The organism is Parafrankia sp. BMG5.11 (assembly GCF_004337455.1).
Genome location: NZ_SJXI01000066.1, coordinates 1 through 17391, shown reverse-complemented (window position 1 = coordinate 17391; position 17391 = coordinate 1). Strand labels below are relative to the sequence as shown.

The 17391-nt window shown below is 73.9% G+C and carries 12 protein-coding genes and 1 riboswitch; of the genes, 8 read left to right on the top strand and 4 right to left on the bottom strand.

Translation table 11 applies throughout. From position 1 onward, the window contains the following. Positions 1–103 precede the first annotated feature (103 nt). Positions 104–2053 (top strand): NAD-binding protein, encoded by a 1950-nt coding sequence (locus E0504_RS36845; protein ID WP_112104734.1) that lies wholly within the window; start codon positions 104–106, stop codon positions 2051–2053. A 54-nt stretch (positions 2054–2107) separates the two neighbouring features. Here E0504_RS36845 and E0504_RS36840 read toward each other — a convergent pair whose 3' ends face one another. Continuing rightward, positions 2108–3847, bottom strand: coding sequence for a hypothetical protein (locus tag E0504_RS36840; RefSeq protein ID WP_112104722.1), 1740 nt, complete (start codon positions 3845–3847; stop codon positions 2108–2110). Positions 3848–3888: 41 nt separating this feature from the next. Here E0504_RS36840 and mptB point away from each other — a divergent pair, with 41 nt between their 5' ends. Next, positions 3889–5745, top strand: coding sequence for a polyprenol phosphomannose-dependent alpha 1,6 mannosyltransferase MptB (gene mptB / locus E0504_RS50745; protein WP_165938728.1), 1857 nt, complete (start codon positions 3889–3891; stop codon positions 5743–5745). A 1699-nt stretch (positions 5746–7444) separates the two neighbouring features. Continuing rightward, a complete protein-coding gene (locus E0504_RS36830) occupies positions 7445–8701 on the top strand; it encodes a Glu/Leu/Phe/Val dehydrogenase (protein ID WP_071060792.1) in 1257 nt (418 codons plus the stop codon). On the opposite strand, the gene E0504_RS36825 is transcribed toward E0504_RS36830, so the two are convergent. Next, complete coding sequence (locus tag E0504_RS36825) at positions 8646–9101, bottom strand: RNHCP domain-containing protein (RefSeq protein WP_012157626.1); 456 nt, start codon at positions 9099–9101, stop codon at positions 8646–8648. The two genes, E0504_RS36830 and E0504_RS36825, sit on opposite strands and share 56 nt — an antisense overlap. Before the next feature lie 240 nt (positions 9102–9341). On the opposite strand from E0504_RS36825, the gene E0504_RS54540 reads away from it, so the two are divergent. From E0504_RS54540 to otsB, 3 genes are read left to right on the top strand one after another with little or no spacing between them, the layout of a single operon-like run. Continuing rightward, the gene (locus E0504_RS54540) at positions 9342–9971 is read left to right on the top strand and encodes a DUF3263 domain-containing protein (protein WP_071060788.1); all 630 of its coding nucleotides are present in this window, start codon (positions 9342–9344) and stop codon (positions 9969–9971) included. A 9-nt stretch (positions 9972–9980) separates the two neighbouring features. Further along, the gene (locus tag E0504_RS36815) at positions 9981–10637 is read left to right on the top strand and encodes a LytR C-terminal domain-containing protein (protein WP_112104719.1); all 657 of its coding nucleotides are present in this window, start codon (positions 9981–9983) and stop codon (positions 10635–10637) included. Positions 10638–10692: 55 nt separating this feature from the next. After that, complete coding sequence (gene otsB / locus E0504_RS36810) at positions 10693–11580, top strand: trehalose-phosphatase (protein ID WP_071060784.1); 888 nt, start codon at positions 10693–10695, stop codon at positions 11578–11580. Between the two features lie 94 nt (positions 11581–11674). Here otsB and E0504_RS36805 read toward each other — a convergent pair whose 3' ends face one another. Both E0504_RS36805 and E0504_RS36800 read right to left on the bottom strand, forming a co-directional pair. After that, complete coding sequence (locus E0504_RS36805; RefSeq protein WP_112104718.1) at positions 11675–13198, bottom strand: trehalose-6-phosphate synthase; 1524 nt, start codon at positions 13196–13198, stop codon at positions 11675–11677. Positions 13199–13316: 118 nt separating this feature from the next. Further along, complete coding sequence (locus tag E0504_RS36800) at positions 13317–14117, bottom strand: HAD hydrolase family protein (protein WP_112104717.1); 801 nt, start codon at positions 14115–14117, stop codon at positions 13317–13319. Positions 14118–14319: 202 nt separating this feature from the next. Continuing rightward, positions 14320–14439, top strand: a riboswitch (SAM riboswitch). A 7-nt stretch (positions 14440–14446) separates the two neighbouring features. On the opposite strand from E0504_RS36800, the gene thrC reads away from it, so the two are divergent. Next, positions 14447–15724, top strand: coding sequence for a threonine synthase (gene thrC, locus E0504_RS36795; RefSeq protein WP_012157620.1), 1278 nt, complete (start codon positions 14447–14449; stop codon positions 15722–15724). Positions 15725–16335: 611 nt separating this feature from the next. Then, positions 16336–17391 (top strand): chaperonin GroEL (gene groEL / locus E0504_RS36790; RefSeq protein ID WP_131626763.1); only part of this gene is annotated, 1056 nt, incomplete at its 3' end.

The following is a 17391-nucleotide window of genomic DNA, read 5'->3' as shown; positions in this document are numbered from 1 at the left end:
AGGTCCGTCGGGCGGTCCGGGTCCTCCCGGTCCGTCCGGCAGACCGGGCCGGTTAGGCCGGCTCGCCCGGGTACTGGACCCGCGCCACCTGCTGGGGGGGGTGGTGGCGCGGGCGGCGCGGCTCTACGCGACGCTGCTGTTCGGCCGGATGGGGCGGATCGGCCGATGGCTGCGCCGCCACCTGCTCGGCACGTTCCTCGTGCTCGGGCTGATCGCCCTCGTGCTGAGCCTCATCGGCTCGTACCAGCACTTCTCCGCGGAGCCCGAGACGTTCACCTGGGCGAACGTGATCTTCTTCGCCTCGACGCTCTTCCTCGCCGACGGCACGATGTTCGAGAACGGCGGGCAGTTCCCCCCAGCGCTGGAGATCGCCCGTTTCCTCGCCCCGCTGGCGACGGCCGTCGGTGTCGCCGACGCCGCCAGCACCCTGTTCGCGCACCGGTTCGAACGGTTCCGCGCCCGGCACGCGCACCGGCACGTCATCGTCTGCGGCACCGGGCCGACCGCCTCCGCGCTCGTGGACAAGCTCGTCGGGAACAGCCGGGTCGTGCTCGTCGCCGAGGACGCCGAGCGGGAGTATCCCGACGCGGAGCGGCCCCCGAACCTGCTGCGGGTCATCGGTGACCCGGTGGAGCGGCTCGTCCTGGCCAGCGCGGGGATCATGCGGGCCGACGTCGTCTACAGCTGCCTGGACGACACCGCCTCCAACCTCGCCGTCGCGCTCACCGCCCGTGGCGTCGTGCGGACCAGCCGGGCCGGCAGCCGCCGGATCTCCTCCGCCCGGCTGGACCATCCGCTGCGCTGCCTGGCCCAGGTGGGCGACCTCTCGCTGCTGCCGCACCTGCGGGCCCGCCGCATCGGCCTGGAGAACGACCCTGGCTTCCGCCTCGACTTCTTCGCGGTGGAGGTGCTCGGCGCGCACGCCATGCTGAACGGCAACGCGCCTGCCTGGGCCCGGCCGGACGAGTTTCCCGACCTGCGGGCGCGCCCGGCGCCGGTCGTCGTTCTCGGGATGTCCGACCTGGGCCAGGCCGTGGTGATGGAGCTGGCGCGGCGCTGGCGCGACTACAGCTCGCCCGGCTCGCCACCGCTGCGGATCGTCCTGTCGGGGCGGAACGCGACCGTCGAGGCCGCGGCCATGCGCTCGCGGGAGCCGGCGCTGGCCCGGGTCGAGCTGTTGGCCAACGACAGTCCGTCCGGGGAGCTGCCCGTGGCGGTCCTCGAGCTCGACGACCCGGTCGAGGGCACCCGGACCGTCCCGCCGGAGTTCGTCTACGTCTGCCACGGCGACGAGGAGGAGGCGCTGCTGCGCGGGCTGGAGGTGGCGCGCACGCTGGGCGCCGCCAGCCTCGGCGAGCATGGCACCCGGGTCGTCGTGCGCACCGGCCGGCAGCGCAGCTTCGAGGACGTCTTCGGCCCGCGCGAGGCACCCGACCCGGACGGCCCCGACGCGCCCGTCCCGCCGCCGCCCGGCCCGGGGCGGCGTGGCGGCGGTGCGCTGCTGGACGACGTCCAGGGCGGGTTGCGGTTCTTCGCGGTCAACGACGAGGCGCTGCCCCTCGATCCCGGGGCGAACGACCTCATCGAGCGCTTCGCGCGGATCATCCACGAGAAGTACCTGTTCAAGGAGATGACCGGCGGCGCGGTCCTGCGTTCGCGGCGGAGCCTGCGCCCCTGGGACGAGCTGGACGACGATCTGCGGGCCGCCAACCTGGCGCAGGCGATCGGGTACAGCGACGTCCTGCGCCGGCGGAACTGGATGCTGATGCCGGCCGGGGAGCACGACCCGGAGTTCGTCTTCACGCCGGAGGAGCTGGAGGAGCTGGCCCAGGCGGAGCATGCCCGCTGGCGGCGCGAGCGGGAGAGCCGCGGGGTGCGGTACGGGCCGGTGGAGCGGGGCGGCTCCGATCCGCGTCACCCGTCCCTCGTCGACTGGGAGCAGCTCTCCCCGGCGGACCAGGACCGCGACCGCGACGTGGTGCGCAACATGCCCCAGGTGCTGGCCACAGCCGGCCTGCGCATCGTGCGGATGACACCGCGCCCACCCGACTGACCGCCCACCCGACCGCCCACCCGGCTGACCGCTCGCCTGGCTGGGCCCGCTGCGTCAGTGCAGGCGGTGGTCGGCCGGGCAGTCAAGGGCGCTGGCCCGGGTCAGGCCGTCCACGGAGAGCCGGGCGGACAGGCGCACGGCGCCGGCCGACTGGGTGAGGATGCCCGTCCAGCCCCCAGCGGCCCGGAACACGCAGGCGTCACCCTCAGTCAGTTGCCAGTACGGCGTGTAGTGCACCAGGACCGTGGCGACCCCCGGGCTGGCGAACGACACCGCGACGGAGCTGACGCCCAGCTCGGTGAGGGTCGCCGGGCCCCGCACGAGGCCGGACGAATCCCGGACCAGCCAGACCTTCCAGTCGGCGTTCTGCCAGGCCAGCTCCAGGTAGGGCAGGCCGGACCGGAGCAGCTTGGCCTCGGCGACCGCGGACGGGTCGAGGTCGACGTTGGGCAGCGCGACATACGTGACGCCGCGGGCCAGCAGCCACTCGTGGTAGGTCTCGGCGGTGAGCGTCCCGTCGTAGAACAGGGCGTTGTACTTGCTGTCGAGCTGGCGAAGCCAGCCCCGGGCCATGGGCAGCTTCGGGGCGACGTACCGGGCCTCCCAGTGCGCCTGGGTGAAGGGGATCTCGACCCGCCCGGCCGGTACCGGCCCGCCGTTGTCAAGGTAGCCCAGCAGGTCGGTGTAGTACCCAGGAGCGGCGGACGGATCACCATGAGTCACGAACGCGCCGTGGATGGGCCCGATCTGCCATCCGATCAACGGGATGGCGACCAGCGCGAGCGCCCGCGGCCGGGTGGCCAGGAACACCGCGGCGGCGGGACCGGCGAGAAGCGTCGCCGGACGGGTGATGTTCCCCCCGACCTGGGTGGGCACGAAGAAGAACACGATCGCCGCGCCCGCCCACAGCAACAGCCCGTTGCGGACCGCCCGGTGCTCCTTCGGAACAAGGAGCAGCCCGCCACCGATCAGGGCGAGCAACGACAGGAAGGTCACAGCAGGGAAGGGCTGGTAGCCCTCCTCCGGGAAGGCGAGGGCGACGATGATCCCGGCTCCGGCCCCGCCGAAGGCGAGGATCACGCGGCGGGGCAGCGACCCGGTCAGCGCCAGCGCCAGCCCCACCATGAGCACGAACCCGGCGGCCAACGGCGAGGCCAGCGAGGCCAGCACCGCCCCGGCCCACACCAGCCACACCCGGCGCTCGCGTGCCCCGACCAGCGCGACCGCGCCGAAGGCCATCCCGAGCGCGAAGGGCATCCGGCCGACCACCAGATTGGCCACGGTGGCCACCGCGAACCACAGCAGCGGCAGGTCCTGACCGTGGCGCACCCCCGGCCCGCGCAACAGCCTGGTGACGGCGACGGTCGACGCGACGCACGCGAGCGCCCCCACCGCCTGCACACCCAGGAGGGCGCCCAGTGGGGGGAACAGGACGCTGTAGCCCGGTATCGTATGGCCGCCGTACCAGCCGTCGTCCCACAGCACCGCGCCGCCGTGCTCGAACAGCCACACCCGATACTCCTGGGCAGGGGTGTCGGGGCCGGTCACATCGAGGCACACGCAGATCAGGCACAGGACGGCGGTCAGCAGCCAGGGGCGCCGCCGCACCGCCGTACCCAGGGTCACGGCCCCCTCGACCAGCCTGTTACGGCGACGGGGTCCCACGGCGAGGCAGGAGGTCTGTGCGAGTGAGTCGTGGCGACGCCCGGTTCCGCCCGGCCGGGGGATCCCCGACGCGGCCGGGGCGTCCACGGTGGTTCCGACCGGTGGTTCGGGCGTCGCGAGCAGACCCACCCGCCACCTCCCCACCTTCCGCCGCCGGTCCGTCCGGCGCCGTGACCACCCAGGGCGACCCACGGGCCGCCCGTCGGGGCGCGGCCGTTCGGGCGGACGGCCCCGCCGAGCTCGTGGGACCATCCCATCCCGAGCCGCACGGCCGCGTCGACCGAGGGGCCGGCGACCGGCCCGCGTGGCGGCTGATCCTGGCCGGCGCGATCGCCGCCGCGCTCGCCATGATCAGTGAGGCTCGGCTCGGGCCGCGAGATCCTGAAGTGGCCGACCCGTCGTCCTGGTGGGGAATTCTCCCATCCGGACAGCCCGCGGACACGGCCAGGGGCGTGCTTGCCGCCACAGCCGGGCTGGCCGTGATCGGGCTCTGCCTGAGCTGGCTGCTCCTGCTGGCACGCGCGCGCCGCGGGACGATCTCGCCGCGGGCGGCCGGCGCCGCCGCGCTCGCGTGGGCCGTCCCGTTCGCGGTGGGACCGCCGCTGTTCAGCCGGGACGTCTACGCCTACGCCGCCCAGGGCGAGCTCGCCCGGCACGGTCTCGACCCGGCGACGCACGGCATCAACAGCCTGCTCTCGCGGGAGGCAGGCGGGGGTCTGTTCATCGCCGCGGTCGATCCGCGGTGGCGCGACACACACGCCCCCTACGGGGGGTTGGGGGTGGGTGTCGAACGCGCGTGCGCGGCGCTCGGTGACCTGCTCGGGACCGGCGCGGCCGGGACGGTCGCCGCGCTGCGGGTGGTCGCCCTGATCTCGACCGTGCTCCTGGTCGCCCTGGCCCTGAGGCTGCCCGGCGGCCCGCGCCGAGCGGACCAGGGTGGCCGTTCTGGTCGGTGCCGTTCTGGTCGAACGGTGGCGATCGTGCTCGCGCTGCTGGCTGCGAACCCGTTTGTGATCATTCATCTGGTCGGCGGCGCGCACCTGGACGCCCTCGCCGCAGCGCTGCTCGTCGCGGCGCTGGTGATCGACCGTGGCCGCGGGACCGGTCGCGCTCCCAGCTGGGCTCTCGGCGCCACCGCGGTGGCCTTCGCGTGTCTGGCGGGCAGCGTGAAGGCCACCGCGTTCCTCGGCGCCGGCTGGCTGGTCTTCGTCCACGTCCGCGATGCCTGGCACTCCGGACCGGCCGCGGCCACCGGGCGGCCCGGCCGGCGCGCGGCGACGATCGGGACGGCGCTCGCCGCGGACACCGTGGCGGCGGCCCTGGCGCTGCTGGCCGGGATGGCCGCAGGCGGATTCGGGCCGACCTGGATAGGCGCGTTGGCCACCTCGGGCAAGCTCGAGACCGGCATCGCGCCCGCCTCGGTCTTCGCGACCCTCGTCGACCTGGCGCCGCGGATCGTCGGCCTCGAGTGGCCCGGAGACTCCGACGCCGTGCTCGGCGCCACCCGCGCCCTCGTGCTGGCCGTTGTCGGCCTGACCGTAGCCTGGCTCGCGCTGCGGACCTGGCCGGCGCGACCGGCGGCACAGGCCACCCGGCCGCTCACGCCCGACGCCGTCAGGCCGACCGGGCCGGAGCCCGGCCGCCGGGACGACCTGGTTGTCGTGGGTTTCGGGGGGATGGCCCTGGTGCTCGGCTCCCCCGTGGTCTACCCGTGGTATCTCGCTCTGAGCGTGCCGTTCCTGGCCGCGCTGGTCGCACTCGCCCCATCCCCGCCCGGACGGCAGACCCGCGCGGCCGTCGGGCTGATCGCCGTCACGTCGGTTTGGCTGTGCCTCGCGACGCTGTCGCCGCTCGCCGCCACCTGGCGACTGCTCGGCCGGGCCGACCCGCTGCTCGGCGCTGCCCTGGTGGTGGTGTCGGCGGCAGTGGTGTCGGCGGCGACTGTGCCGGCGGTCCGTCGCCGGACGACTGTCCGTCGCCGGACGATTCCCGCGCCGCGGCCCGAAGCGCGTACCAGGCCGCGGTGACGAGCACGGCGTTGCGCGCGACCAGCAGCAGCCCGCCGACGACCCGCCCCTGCACGACGTCGTTGTAGCGCCACGGGTAGACGACCTGCGACAGCACGGCGCAGACGGCGAGCAGCCCCGCCGCGTCGACCTTCCGCCCACGCCACCCACGCCACCCGGACCACCCGAGCCGGCCGCCTGTGCTCTCGGAGTGGTCCGATGACTCGGCCCGCACACGCTCGGCGCCGGCGGTGGACGGGCGGACGGCGGCGGCGGCGGCGAGGACGAGCAGCCAGACCAGGTACTGCGGGCTGAGCACCCGCGAGGTGATCACAATCAGCAGGACCAGCGCGAGGCCACGCCCGGCAACCGACGATGTGCCCTCCGCGTCCATCGAACCGTCCCCGCCCGGCCGGGGGGAGGCGTCCACGGCCCGACCAGGGGACCGCCGCGCCCACCACCACAGGACCGCGGCGGCGATCACGATCACCTCGGCGAGCGAACAGGCCGTCGCCACCGCCCTGGCGAGCCCGCCGTCGAACTGGAGTGACCCGTAGGAGTACTCCGGGGCGGAGCCGATCCCGAGCATCCGCGCCACGACGAACGGGGTGGCCGGAACCGCCTCGATCTGCAGGCCGCGGGCGCTCTGCGCGTTCAGGAACCCCAGCGCGCCCCGCCACCAACCGGCGAGCACGAGGACGGCGGCCAGGACGGCCGCCGTCACACCCGCACCCGCCACGATCCGCGCCACCCGGCCCAGCACCGGCGAGCCCGGGCGCGTCAGCCCGCGTCGTCCCAGGGCCACCAGGAGCAACCCGGGCCACACCTTCACCGCCACGCCCAGCGCCACCCAGCCACCGAAACGACCGAGTGAACCAAGCGCACCGAAAAAACTGAACGGGCGGAGGCGCCGGGAGTGCCCCGGCCGACCAGCGCCATCAGGAGGCTCAGCGTCACCGGAGCCATGGGTGCCACCGGGCGCGGAGCCGTCCAGGGCGAGGACCGCGGCCAGCGCCGCGGCCGCCGGCACCAGGTCGAACCGGGTCAGCATCACCGGGCCGAGGGCGAGCGTGGCCAGCAGCCAGTACCGGGCTGCCGCGGGTGAGCGGCGGGCCAGCGCCCGGGTGAGCACCGCGTCCACGACGAGCATCAGCAGGTAGAAGGACACCTCATACGGGACGCCGGCCAGCTCGCGCGGCACCGCGGGCAGCGCCAGGACGACCGCCGCGCCCGGCGGGTACTGCCATTTCTCGTCCCCGGGCACCGTCCCGTCACCGACGAGCGTGTGGCCCCACTCCCGGTAGAGATCGACATCACCGAGAACGCTCTGCTGCGCGCCGAACACCTGGCCGGCCAGCGCCAGGGTGAGCAGCAGGGCCCGGCTGACGACCCACCGGACGACCAGCGGCCGTCCTCGCAGGGCCGCGTACCAGCGTGCCGGGCCGCGCGCCCGTCCTGCCGGACCTGCTACTCCCGCGCTGTTCACGATCCCCGGAAGGTACCGGTCGCGGCGGCGAGCGCGGTACCGACGTGGGACAGTCGTAGCCATGCGAGTACGCTGCGCAACCTAGCGTCACACGAGCGGTTACGTGCCTCGAGCCCACGTACCTGCTACCGACAGCAGGAGTCACTCCACGGTGCGCATTTGCGCCCGTGAGCGCGGAGCCCGACGGCGCGCTCCGCGCGTTACGGGTGGCCGGACGCGCCGCGGAGGTGTTCTGTGATCCTCGGGACCGGCTCCGCCTGGGACACGGCGTGCGTGCAGCTCGCCGACGCGGCCCAGCACCTGGGTCTCGACGACGGCATGCACGACCTGCTGCGCACGCCGCGGCGGTCGATCACCGTCTCCGTCCCGCTGCTGCGGGACGACGGGCAGCTGCTCGTCCTGTCCGGCTACCGCGTTCAGCACAACCTCGCCCGCGGGCCGGCCAAGGGCGGGCTGCGCTACCACCCGGCCTGCGACCTGGACGAGGTCAAGGCGCTGGCCATGTGGATGACGTGGAAGTGCGCGCTGATGGGGATCCCCTACGGCGGCGCGAAGGGCGGCATCGCGGTCGAGCCCGGGCTGCTCTCCCGGCAGGAGCGGGAGCGGATGACCCGCCGGTACGCCGCCGAGCTCGTCCCCCTGATCGGGCCGGACAAGGACATCCCGGCCCCGGACGTCGGCACCGACGAGCAGACCATGGCCTGGATCATGGACACCTACTCGACGCACACCGGCCACACCGCCCCGGGAGTCGTCACGGGCAAGCCGCTGTCCATCGGGGGGTCCGCCGGGCGTGCCGGGGCGACCAGCCGCGGGGTCCAGCTCGCCGCGTTCGCCGCGCTGCGCGAGCTCGGCCGGGACCCTCGGGAGACCACGGTCGCCGTCCAGGGGTTCGGCAAGGTGGGCGCCCTGGCCGCCCAGTACCTGCACGACGCCGGCTGCCGGCTGGTCGCGGTGTCGGACGTGAAGGGCGGCATCCACAACCGGGCGGGGCTGAACCCGTCCGCGCTGATCCGCCACCTGGCCCGCGGGGCCGACACCGTCGTCGGCTACCCGGGCACCGACACGATCACCAACACCGAGCTGCTCGAGCTGAACGTCGACATGCTCGTCCCCGCCGCCTTGGAGGGGGTCATCAACATCGGCAACGCGGACCGCGTCCGGGCACCGCTGATCGTCGAGGGCGCGAACGGGCCGGTAACCGCCGAGGCGGACCACGTCCTGACGGGCAAGGGGACGGTGATCGTCCCCGACATCCTCGCCAACGGCGGCGGGGTCGCCGTCTCCTACTTCGAGTGGGTGCAGGACATCCAGGCGTACTTCTGGACCGAGGACCAGGTCAACGACCGGCTGCGCGCTCTCATGCAGCGGTCCTACCAGGAGGTGTCGGCGCTGGCCCGCGAACGGCGGGTGAGCCTGCGGACGGCCGCCCACATCATCGGGGTCGCCCGCGTCGCCGAGGCGCACCGGACCCGCGGCCTGTACCCCTGACGGCCGCCCCACCCCTGAGGCCGGCGTCGCCCGGGCCCCGCAGGCTCACCTCGTCCGCGACCCGGGCGGCCAGCGCGAACAGCGCGGACTCGGCGTCGGCGGGCGAGGTCCGGTTGCGCCGCAGGTGCCCGCAGCTCTCGCAGCGGTGAGTCAGGACGGTCTCGCGCGCACGCATCTCCACCCCGACAGGACGCATCAGCCCGCGGCACGGCGCCGCGCGGTCGCCGGGGTTGACGTCGACATGCCGCGACCAGAGGCAGGCCGGGCAGTGGTTCGTGTACCCGTCGCCGCGCACGGTGGCGCCGCACACCAGGCACGCGAAGTCCTCCGGCGTCCGGGCGAACCGGCGGCCGTCGTCGGCGCCCCGGGCGGCACCGGGCCCGTCCTCAGGCGGTTGCACAGTTCAACGGTAGGGCAGGGCGCGCCCGGGCCGCCCGGCCCGGGCGCCACCGGACGGGCTCCGTGCCACCGGACGGGTCCGTGCGGGGGCAGCGTGACCGACGCGCCAGGGTGTGTCCCGGGAACGAACGGGGATGTCGGACGCACAGGGTGAAATAGTGGGCGGCGACCACGCGACCGTGGTGCGCGTACGCCCGCTTGAGCGCCTCCGTAGCGAGGCTGCCCACAAGGAGGTCCCAGCGTGGACGCCGCCCATGCCGAGGCCCGGCGCCGAAGTGTCCCGGGCCCGGCCTCGTCGCCGCGCCCGGGGCGGAGCGGCTCCGCGGACACGGGCCCCGGCGGCCACACCGGCCCAGGCGGCTCCGGCCCCGCCGGCACCAGGCCCGCGGGTTCCGGGCCTGCGAACTCCAGGCCCACCAGCGCCGGACCCGTAGGTCACGGGCCCACCGGATCCAGACCCGCGGATCCAGGGCCCGCAGGTTCCAGGCCAACCGGTTCAGGGCCGGAAAACTCCGGGCCCAGCCAGGCGGCGGCAGGCGGGAGCGCGACCGGCGGCGGCGAGGGTGGCTCCGGCGAGAACGGGCGCGGCGCCAACGGGCTGACGGAACGGGAAGCCCGGGTCCTCGCCTTCGAAAGCCAGTGGTGGCGCTATCCCGGCGCCAAGGAGGCCGCCATCCGGGCGGAGTTCGGCCTGTCGTCAACCCGTTACTACCAGATCCTGAACGTTCTGATCGACTCGCCGGCCGCGCTGGCCGCCGACCCGATGCTCGTCCGCCGACTGCGGCGGCTGCGCGAGCAACGCCGGCGCGCCCGCGCCGGTCATGTGGACGACGCCGGTGAGCCCGGCGACGACGGTTCCGACGACGCCTGAGGAGAGCCCGTGCCCAGAGGCTCCCACGACTTCTCCCGACACCCGGGTGGTGACCGCCTGCGCATGGCAGGTGCCGCCCTGGTGGCCGTGCTGGCCGTACTGGCCGGAATTCTGCTGGTGAACCTGTTCAACGGGTCCGGCGACTCCGACGACGGCGCCGCCCCGGCGGTGACCGGCGAGCCCGCCGCCCCCTCGGGCGAGCCGGCGCAGGGCGCAGACCGCCCCGAGGACTCCTCCAGCCCGACGCCGTCGGAGCGGGCGACCCCGAGCCGGTCGCCCAGCCCGACACCCGGCCCGCGGCCGTCACCGACGCCGCAATCCGCCCCGGCGCAGCCACCCGCGGCCCCGGCCACCGGGGCGCCGAAGGTCTTCGCGCCCGTCGTCGTGCTGAACAACTCCCGGATCGCGGGTCTCGCGGACAGCGCCGCCAACCGGGTGGAGGCGGCCGGCTTCCGGGTCGAACGGGTCGGCAACTACCTGGGCCAGTACAACGTGCCGGTTTCGACCGTCTTCTACGATCCCGAGGACGCCGACGCCGCGCGCACCCTGCTCGAGACGGTTCCCGGCGTCGAGCGCATGGTGCCCCGCGCAGAAACGAGGATCATCGAGACCGACACCCTGATCCTGGTCGTCACCCGTGACTTCCCGACCGACGACCAGCCCTGACAACGGCCCACCAGCAGCCACCATCCCTCACAAACGACGTGACCGGGAAGGGATCGTGACCGACTCCTCCGCGCCCTCGCCGCCCGCTCCCGCGGGTGCCCACGCCACCGCCGAGCCTGCCCCCGCCCCGCGCACCCTGGCCGGCGGCGCCGGCCTGGCCGCCCTGCTGACGACGCCGGACAAGGCGCTCGTCGCCCTCGACTACGACGGCACCCTCGCCCCGATCGTCTCCCGGCCCTCCGACGCGGTGCCCGCGCCCGGCGCGATGGCCGCGCTGGGGCGGATCTCCCGCCGCGTCGGCACCGTCGCGATCATCACCGGCCGGCCGGTGGACGCCGTCCTCGAGCTCACCGGGGTGGAGCGGTTCACCGATCTCGGGCACCTGCTCGTCCTCGGCCAGTACGGGCTGCAGCGGTGGGACGCCGAGACCCGGCAGACCACCGCCCCGGAACCACTGCCCGGGGTGGAGGCGCTGCGCTCGGCCCTGCCAGACGCACTGCACGACGCCCCGGCCGGGACGTCGGTCGAGGACAAGCGGCACGCGCTGGTCGTCCACGTGCGGCGGACCGCCGACCCCGACGCCGCGCTGGCGGCGCTCACCCCGGCGCTGACCAGGCTCGCCGAGGAGCACGGGCTCGAGGCGGCGCCGGGCAAGCGGGTCCTGGAGCTGCGCCCGCCCGGTCACGACAAGGGCCGTGCCCTGCGCGGGCTCGTCGCCGAGCGGGCGGCCCGGTCCGTCCTCGTCGCCGGCGACGACTACGGGGATCTCCCCGCCTTCGAGGCGGTCGACGAGCTGCGGGCCGGCGGCCTGGGCGCGATCACCGTGTGCAGCGACAGCCCGGAGGTGCCCGACGTGCTGCGCGAGCGGGCGGATCTGGTCGTCAGCGGCCCGACCGGCATGGTCACCCTGCTGGAGGTACTCGCCGACCGCCTCGGCGCCTGACCCGCGACGTCGACTCGAGGCATGACCCGGGACGGCCGCTCGGGGCCTGACCCGGGAACCGGGCTCGGGGGCCGGCCCGGCCCGGGGAACCGGATCAGCCGGCGCGGTCCGGTTCCGCCGGCGCGTGGCCGCGGATCTCGTCCAGCTGCGCCCGGAACCAGGCCCGCGGCGGCAGCTCACCGGCGACGGCGGCCAGCCGCCGGGCCCGCTCGCGCCGCTCAGCCGCCGGCATGACCAGCGCGGTGTGCATCGCCTCCGCGGTGGCCGTCACGTCGAACGGGTTCACCACGACCGCGTCGGCGCCCATCTGCGAGCACGCCCCCGCCTCCCGGGAGAGGACGAGGACCCCGCCGTCGGCCGAGACCACCATCCCCTCCTTGGCGACGAGGTTCATCCCGTCCCGGATCGGGTTCACCACGAGGACGTCCGCGAGCGTCATGGCGGCCAGCGAGCGCGGGAAGTCGTCGTTGATCTCCAGGTGCACCGGCAGCCAGGTGTCCGTCCCGAACTCGTCCTCGATCTCGGCGGCGAGGCGCTGGACGGCCGCCGTGTACTCGCGGTACTCGGGCAGGTCGTGGCGGGACGGGTAGGCGCACACCAGGTGCATGACCCGACCGTGCCACTCCGGGTGCGAGCGGAGCAGCTCGCGGTAGGCGTCCAGGCCGCGGACGATGTTCTTGGACAGCTCGGTGCGGTCGACCCGGACCACCAGGCGGCAGCCCCCCGCCAGCTCGCGCAGCTCGGCCGCGCGGGCACGGACGTCGGGGCGGGCGGCGCGGTCCCGCAGCTCGGCGGCGTCCACTCCAAGGGGGTACAGGCTGGTGCGCACGGTGCGCCCGCCGGCGGTGACGGTGTCGCCCACCACCTCGGCGCCGAGGATCTCGGCGCAGCAGTCGCGGAAGGCCGCCGCCCACGCCGGGGCGAGGAAGCCGAGCCGGTCCGCCCCGAGCATGCCGTGCAGGATCGCCGCGGACACGTCGTCGGGCAGCATCCGGAAGTACTCCGGCGGGGACCACGGCGTATGGCTGAAATGGGCTATCCGCAGGTCCGGCCGCATCTGGCGCAGCCGGGCGGGGACCAGCGTCAGGTGGTAGTCCTGGACGAGCACGCACGCCCCCGGCGCCGCCAGCTCGGCCAGCGCGTCCGCGAACGCCGCGTTGTACGCCTCGTAGGCGGCCCAGTCCTTGCGGAAGGACGCGCCGAAGCTCGGCTCCGTCGCCGGCGCATGCAACAGGTGCAGGACGAACCAGAGCGTCCGGTTGGCGACCGCGTTGTAGGCGCGGTCGAACAGCACGCGGTCGAGGTCCAGCATCCGCACCGAGGCGCCGCCGGTGTCGTAGCCGCTGCGGTCGATGCGGCCGCCCGGAGCGGAGCGGGCGGCCCGCCGGTCGGCGTCACTGAGGGCCGCGCAGACCCAGACGATCTCCCGGCCGTCCTCGGGCGTGTCCTGGACGACCTGGGCCAGGCCGCTGACCAGACCGCCGCCGCCGCGCCGGGGATGCAGCAGGCCGTCGTCGCCGACGACGAACGACACCGGCCCCCGGTTCGACGCGATCAGCAGATCGGCCTGGGCCGGGTACTCGCTCCCGGGCGCCGTGAACTCCCCGATGCCCGGCATGTGACGCACACAGCGGAGCGTAGGCCATCGAGTGCCCTGTCGGGGCGCCACCCGCAAGCACCGCGGGTGCGCGCCGCCGGAATGCCGCCCGGCAGGGCCGCCGCGACGGGGCCCGCGGTCAGCCGGCGCCGAGCGCGGCGCGCACCGCGGTGGCCCAACCTGCACCGAGCGGGCCGTCCTCGACCACCACGTTGTCGTAGGCCGGGAGCAGCGCGGCGATGTCCGGGTGGCGCACCGCGTTGGCCACCAGGTGCATCCGCCCCACCGAACGGGCCATCGCGAGATCACTGGCGGAGTCGCCGATGGCGATCGCCTCGGCCGGGTCCACCCCGCGCCGCTTGAGGTCGTGCGCGACGGCGTCGCCCTTGCTGACGCCGTCCGGCACCAGGTGGTAGACGTGCGGGTGCACGCCTAGATCGGGCATGTGCGCCGGTGAGATGAGCCCGTTGTCGCGCATGCTCAGCCAGCCGAAACCGGACTCGGCCAGCCAGCCGTCCACCTCGGCGACGTCGATCCGGCCACGCAGCATGACGTCCACCTCGCGGCCGGTGTGCCAGGGGGTGTGCAGCTCCAGGCGGCCGGGGTGCAGCTTGATCAGCTCGTCGAGCAGGCTCTCCGGCACCCGCTCGAACGAGTCGGGCATCGCGCCGCGCAGGATCTCGGTGTCGAGCCCGGTGTTCCATCCGATGATCGCGCCCAGCTCGCCGATGAACCCGTCGGCGCCGAAGATCCCGGCGGCCTCCACGAGCTGCGGCCTCGTCCGCCCGGAGACCAGCACCAGCGCGATGTCCGCGTCGTGCAGGTCGACGAGTGCGCGGGCGGGGTCAAGGGTGGTGTCGCCGCCCTCGGCCCGGAAGAAGCAGCCCCGCGGGCCGACCATCGTTCCGTCGAGATCGGTGTAGACCACACGAACGCTCACGCTTCGGGCTCCCTGGTGTCGGTCCGGCGAGATCGCGGCCGGCGGCAAGCGGCCCAGGTGACGCGGGCACACGGCCCCTCGACCCGACCGCGGCCCACCTCAGGACGTGTCATCGAAGCACCTGTGGCACACGGCAAACCGCCGGAACTCCGGTGCACGCCTGTCCGCACGCGGTCTACAGTACGGACAGACAACTTCATCTGGCTCATCCAGAGGGGCAGAGGGAACGGCCCAGCGAAGCCCCGGCAACCACCGTCGCATCCATGCGCGGCAGGTGCTAATTCCGACCCGGGACGCAGCCGGCTCCCGGGAAAGATGAGGAGTTCCGCATGACTCTCGCGCCCGAGCGCGCCACTCTCCCGAGCCCGGACGCCGCCAACCCCGCCGTCTCGCTGTCCTGTCGTCACTGCGGTGCCACCTACCCGCTGTCGGCCACCCACGTCTGTGTCGAGTGTTTCGCGCCGCTCGAGATCGCCTACGACGAGGACCGGCTGCGCAAGGTCACCCGGGCGTCGATCGAGGCCGGGCCGTCCAACCTGTGGCGGTACGTCGGCCTGCTGCCCGCCGGGCACGTCGCCGAACGGCGCGTCTCCCTCGACGCCGGCTGGACCCCGCTGCGACCCGCCCAGCGCCTCGCCGCCGAGCTCGGCATGCGCACCCTGTGGGTCAAGGACGACAGCGCGAACCCGACCCACTCGTTCAAGGACCGGGTCGTCTCGGTGGCCCTCACCGCCGCCCGCGAGCTCGGCTTCCACACCGTCGCCTGCGCGTCCACCGGGAACCTCGCCCAGTCCGTCGCCGCCCACGCCGCGTCCGCCGGCCTGCGCTCGGTCGTGCTCGTCCCGCACGACCTGGAAGCCGGCAAGACCGTGTCGACGGCCGTGTACGGCGGCACCCTCGTCGCGATCAAGGGCAACTACGACGACGTCAACCGGCTGTGCAGCGAGCTGGCCGGCGAGTACGAGTGGGCGTTCGTCAACGTCAACGTCCGGCCGTTCTACGCGGAGGGCTCGAAGACCCTCGGCTACGAGGTCGCCGAGCAGCTCGGCTGGCGCATCCCCGGCCAGGTCGTGGTGCCGATCGCCTCCGGCTCCCTGCTGACCAAGGTCGACAAGGCGTTCGGCGAGCTCGGCCGCCTCGGGCTCGTCGAGCCCACCCCGTACAAGGTCTTCGGCGCCCAGGCCGCCGGCTGCAACCCCGTCGCCGCCGCCTACGCCCGCGGCGCCGACACGGTCGCCCCGGTGAAGCCGTCGACGATCGCCAAGTCGCTGTCGATCGGCAACCCGGCGGACGGCCCCTACGCCCTCGACGTCGCCCGCCGCACCGGCGGCGCCATCACCGACGTCACCGACGACGAGATCGTGGACGGCATCCGCCTCCTGGCCCGCACCGAGGGGATCTTCGGGGAGACCGCCGGCGGCGTCACCGTCGCCTGCCTGCGCCGCCTGCTGAACGAGGGCCTCCTCGACCCGGACGTCGAGACGGTGATCTACAACACCGGCGACGGGCTGAAGACCCTCGACCCCCTGGTCTCCACAGGTGGCCCCACCGCCACGATCCCGCCCTCGCTCTCCGCGTTCGAGGCCGCCGGCCTCGGCGACGACTAGCCTCCCGCTCTCCCCGACGAAGCGTCGGCGCCCGGACCCGCGCGAAACCGCGGCTCCCGGGCGCCCGCAGAACGGTGACACCCGGGCCCACGGAGCGGCAGCGCCCGGGGCTCTCGCGCAGCGGTGGCGGGGCCTCCCGCGGAACGGGCCGGTGGGGCCCGGGCGCACCGGGCGATGGCCCGGCCGAACCCAGCGGTGGACCAGCCCGAACCGGTGGTGGGCCGGTCGCGGGCCGAACCGAGCCCGGTGGTGGTCGGTCGGCGTCGTGTGCGCGTAGCCGGGCGGGGAGTTGTGCGCGGCTGGTCAGGATGGCGTTGTTCGACACCGATTCCGCCTGGGGCCACACCGATTTCCCGTGGATGTCGCCGCAGGCGGGGAGGCCTCGGCGGCCTGCCGCCACGCCGATGGGACACGGGGGGCGAGCTTGCACTCACCCATGCCGAGTGCTAAACAGGACTTGGCACTCTCCCCATGGGAGTGCCAAGGGCTGAAACGACGAGGCTTCCTGGTCATCCTTCCGTTCGCACGGGGGCCGGGTCGGAGCCGTCCGTCGCGGGCGTCGTTGTGGCCAGGCCATCGAACTGCCATCCCCCTGGGAGGACCCAGACACCATGCCGAAGATCATTGCCTTCGACGAGGAGGCACGGCGCGGCCTGGAGCGCGGCATGAACCAGCTGGCCGACGCGGTCAAGGTCACGCTCGGCCCCAAGGGTCGCAACGTCGTGCTGGAGAAGAAGTGGGGCGTCCCCACGATCACCAACGACGGCGTCAGCATCGCCAAGGAGATCGAGCTCGAGGACCCGTACGAGAAGATCGGCGCGGAGCTCGTCAAGGAAGTCGCGAAGAAGACCAACGACGTCGCGGGTGACGGCACCACCACCGCCACGATCCTCGCCCAGGCTCTGGTGCGCGAGGGCCTGCGCAACGTCGCCGCCGGCGCGAACCCGATGGGCCTGAAGAAGGGCATCGAGGCCGCCGTCGAGCGTGTCTCCGAGGAGCTCTCCAGCGTCGCCAAGGACGTGGAGACCAAGGAGCAGATCGCCTCCACCGCCTCCATCTCCGCCGGTGACCCGGCCATCGGCAGCATGATCGCCGAGGCGATGGACAAGGTCGGCAAGGAAGGCGTCATCACCGTCGAGGAGAGCAACACCTTCGGGCTCGAGCTCGAGCTCACCGAGGGCATGCGCTTCGACAAGGGCTACATCTCGCCCTACTTCGTCACCGACACCGACCGCATGGAAGCTGTCCTCGACGACCCGTACATCCTGATCGCGAACAGCAAGATCTCCGCGGTGAAGGACCTCCTCCCGATCCTGGAGAAGGTCATGCAGGCCGGCAAGCCGCTGGCCATCATCTCCGAGGACGTCGAGGGCGAGGCCCTCGCGACCCTGGTCGTGAACAAGATCCGCGGCACGTTCAAGAGCACCGCGGTCAAGGCCCCGGGCTTCGGTGACCGCCGCAAGGCCATGCTGACCGACATCGCCGTCCTCACCGGCGGCCAGGTCATCTCCGAGGACGTCGGCCTCAAGCTCGAGGGCACCACCGTCGACCTGCTCGGCCGCGCCCGCAAGGTCGTCATCACCAAGGACGAGACCACCATCGTCGAGGGTGCCGGCGACGCGGACCAGATCGCGGGGCGGGTCAACCAGATCCGCAACGAGATCGAG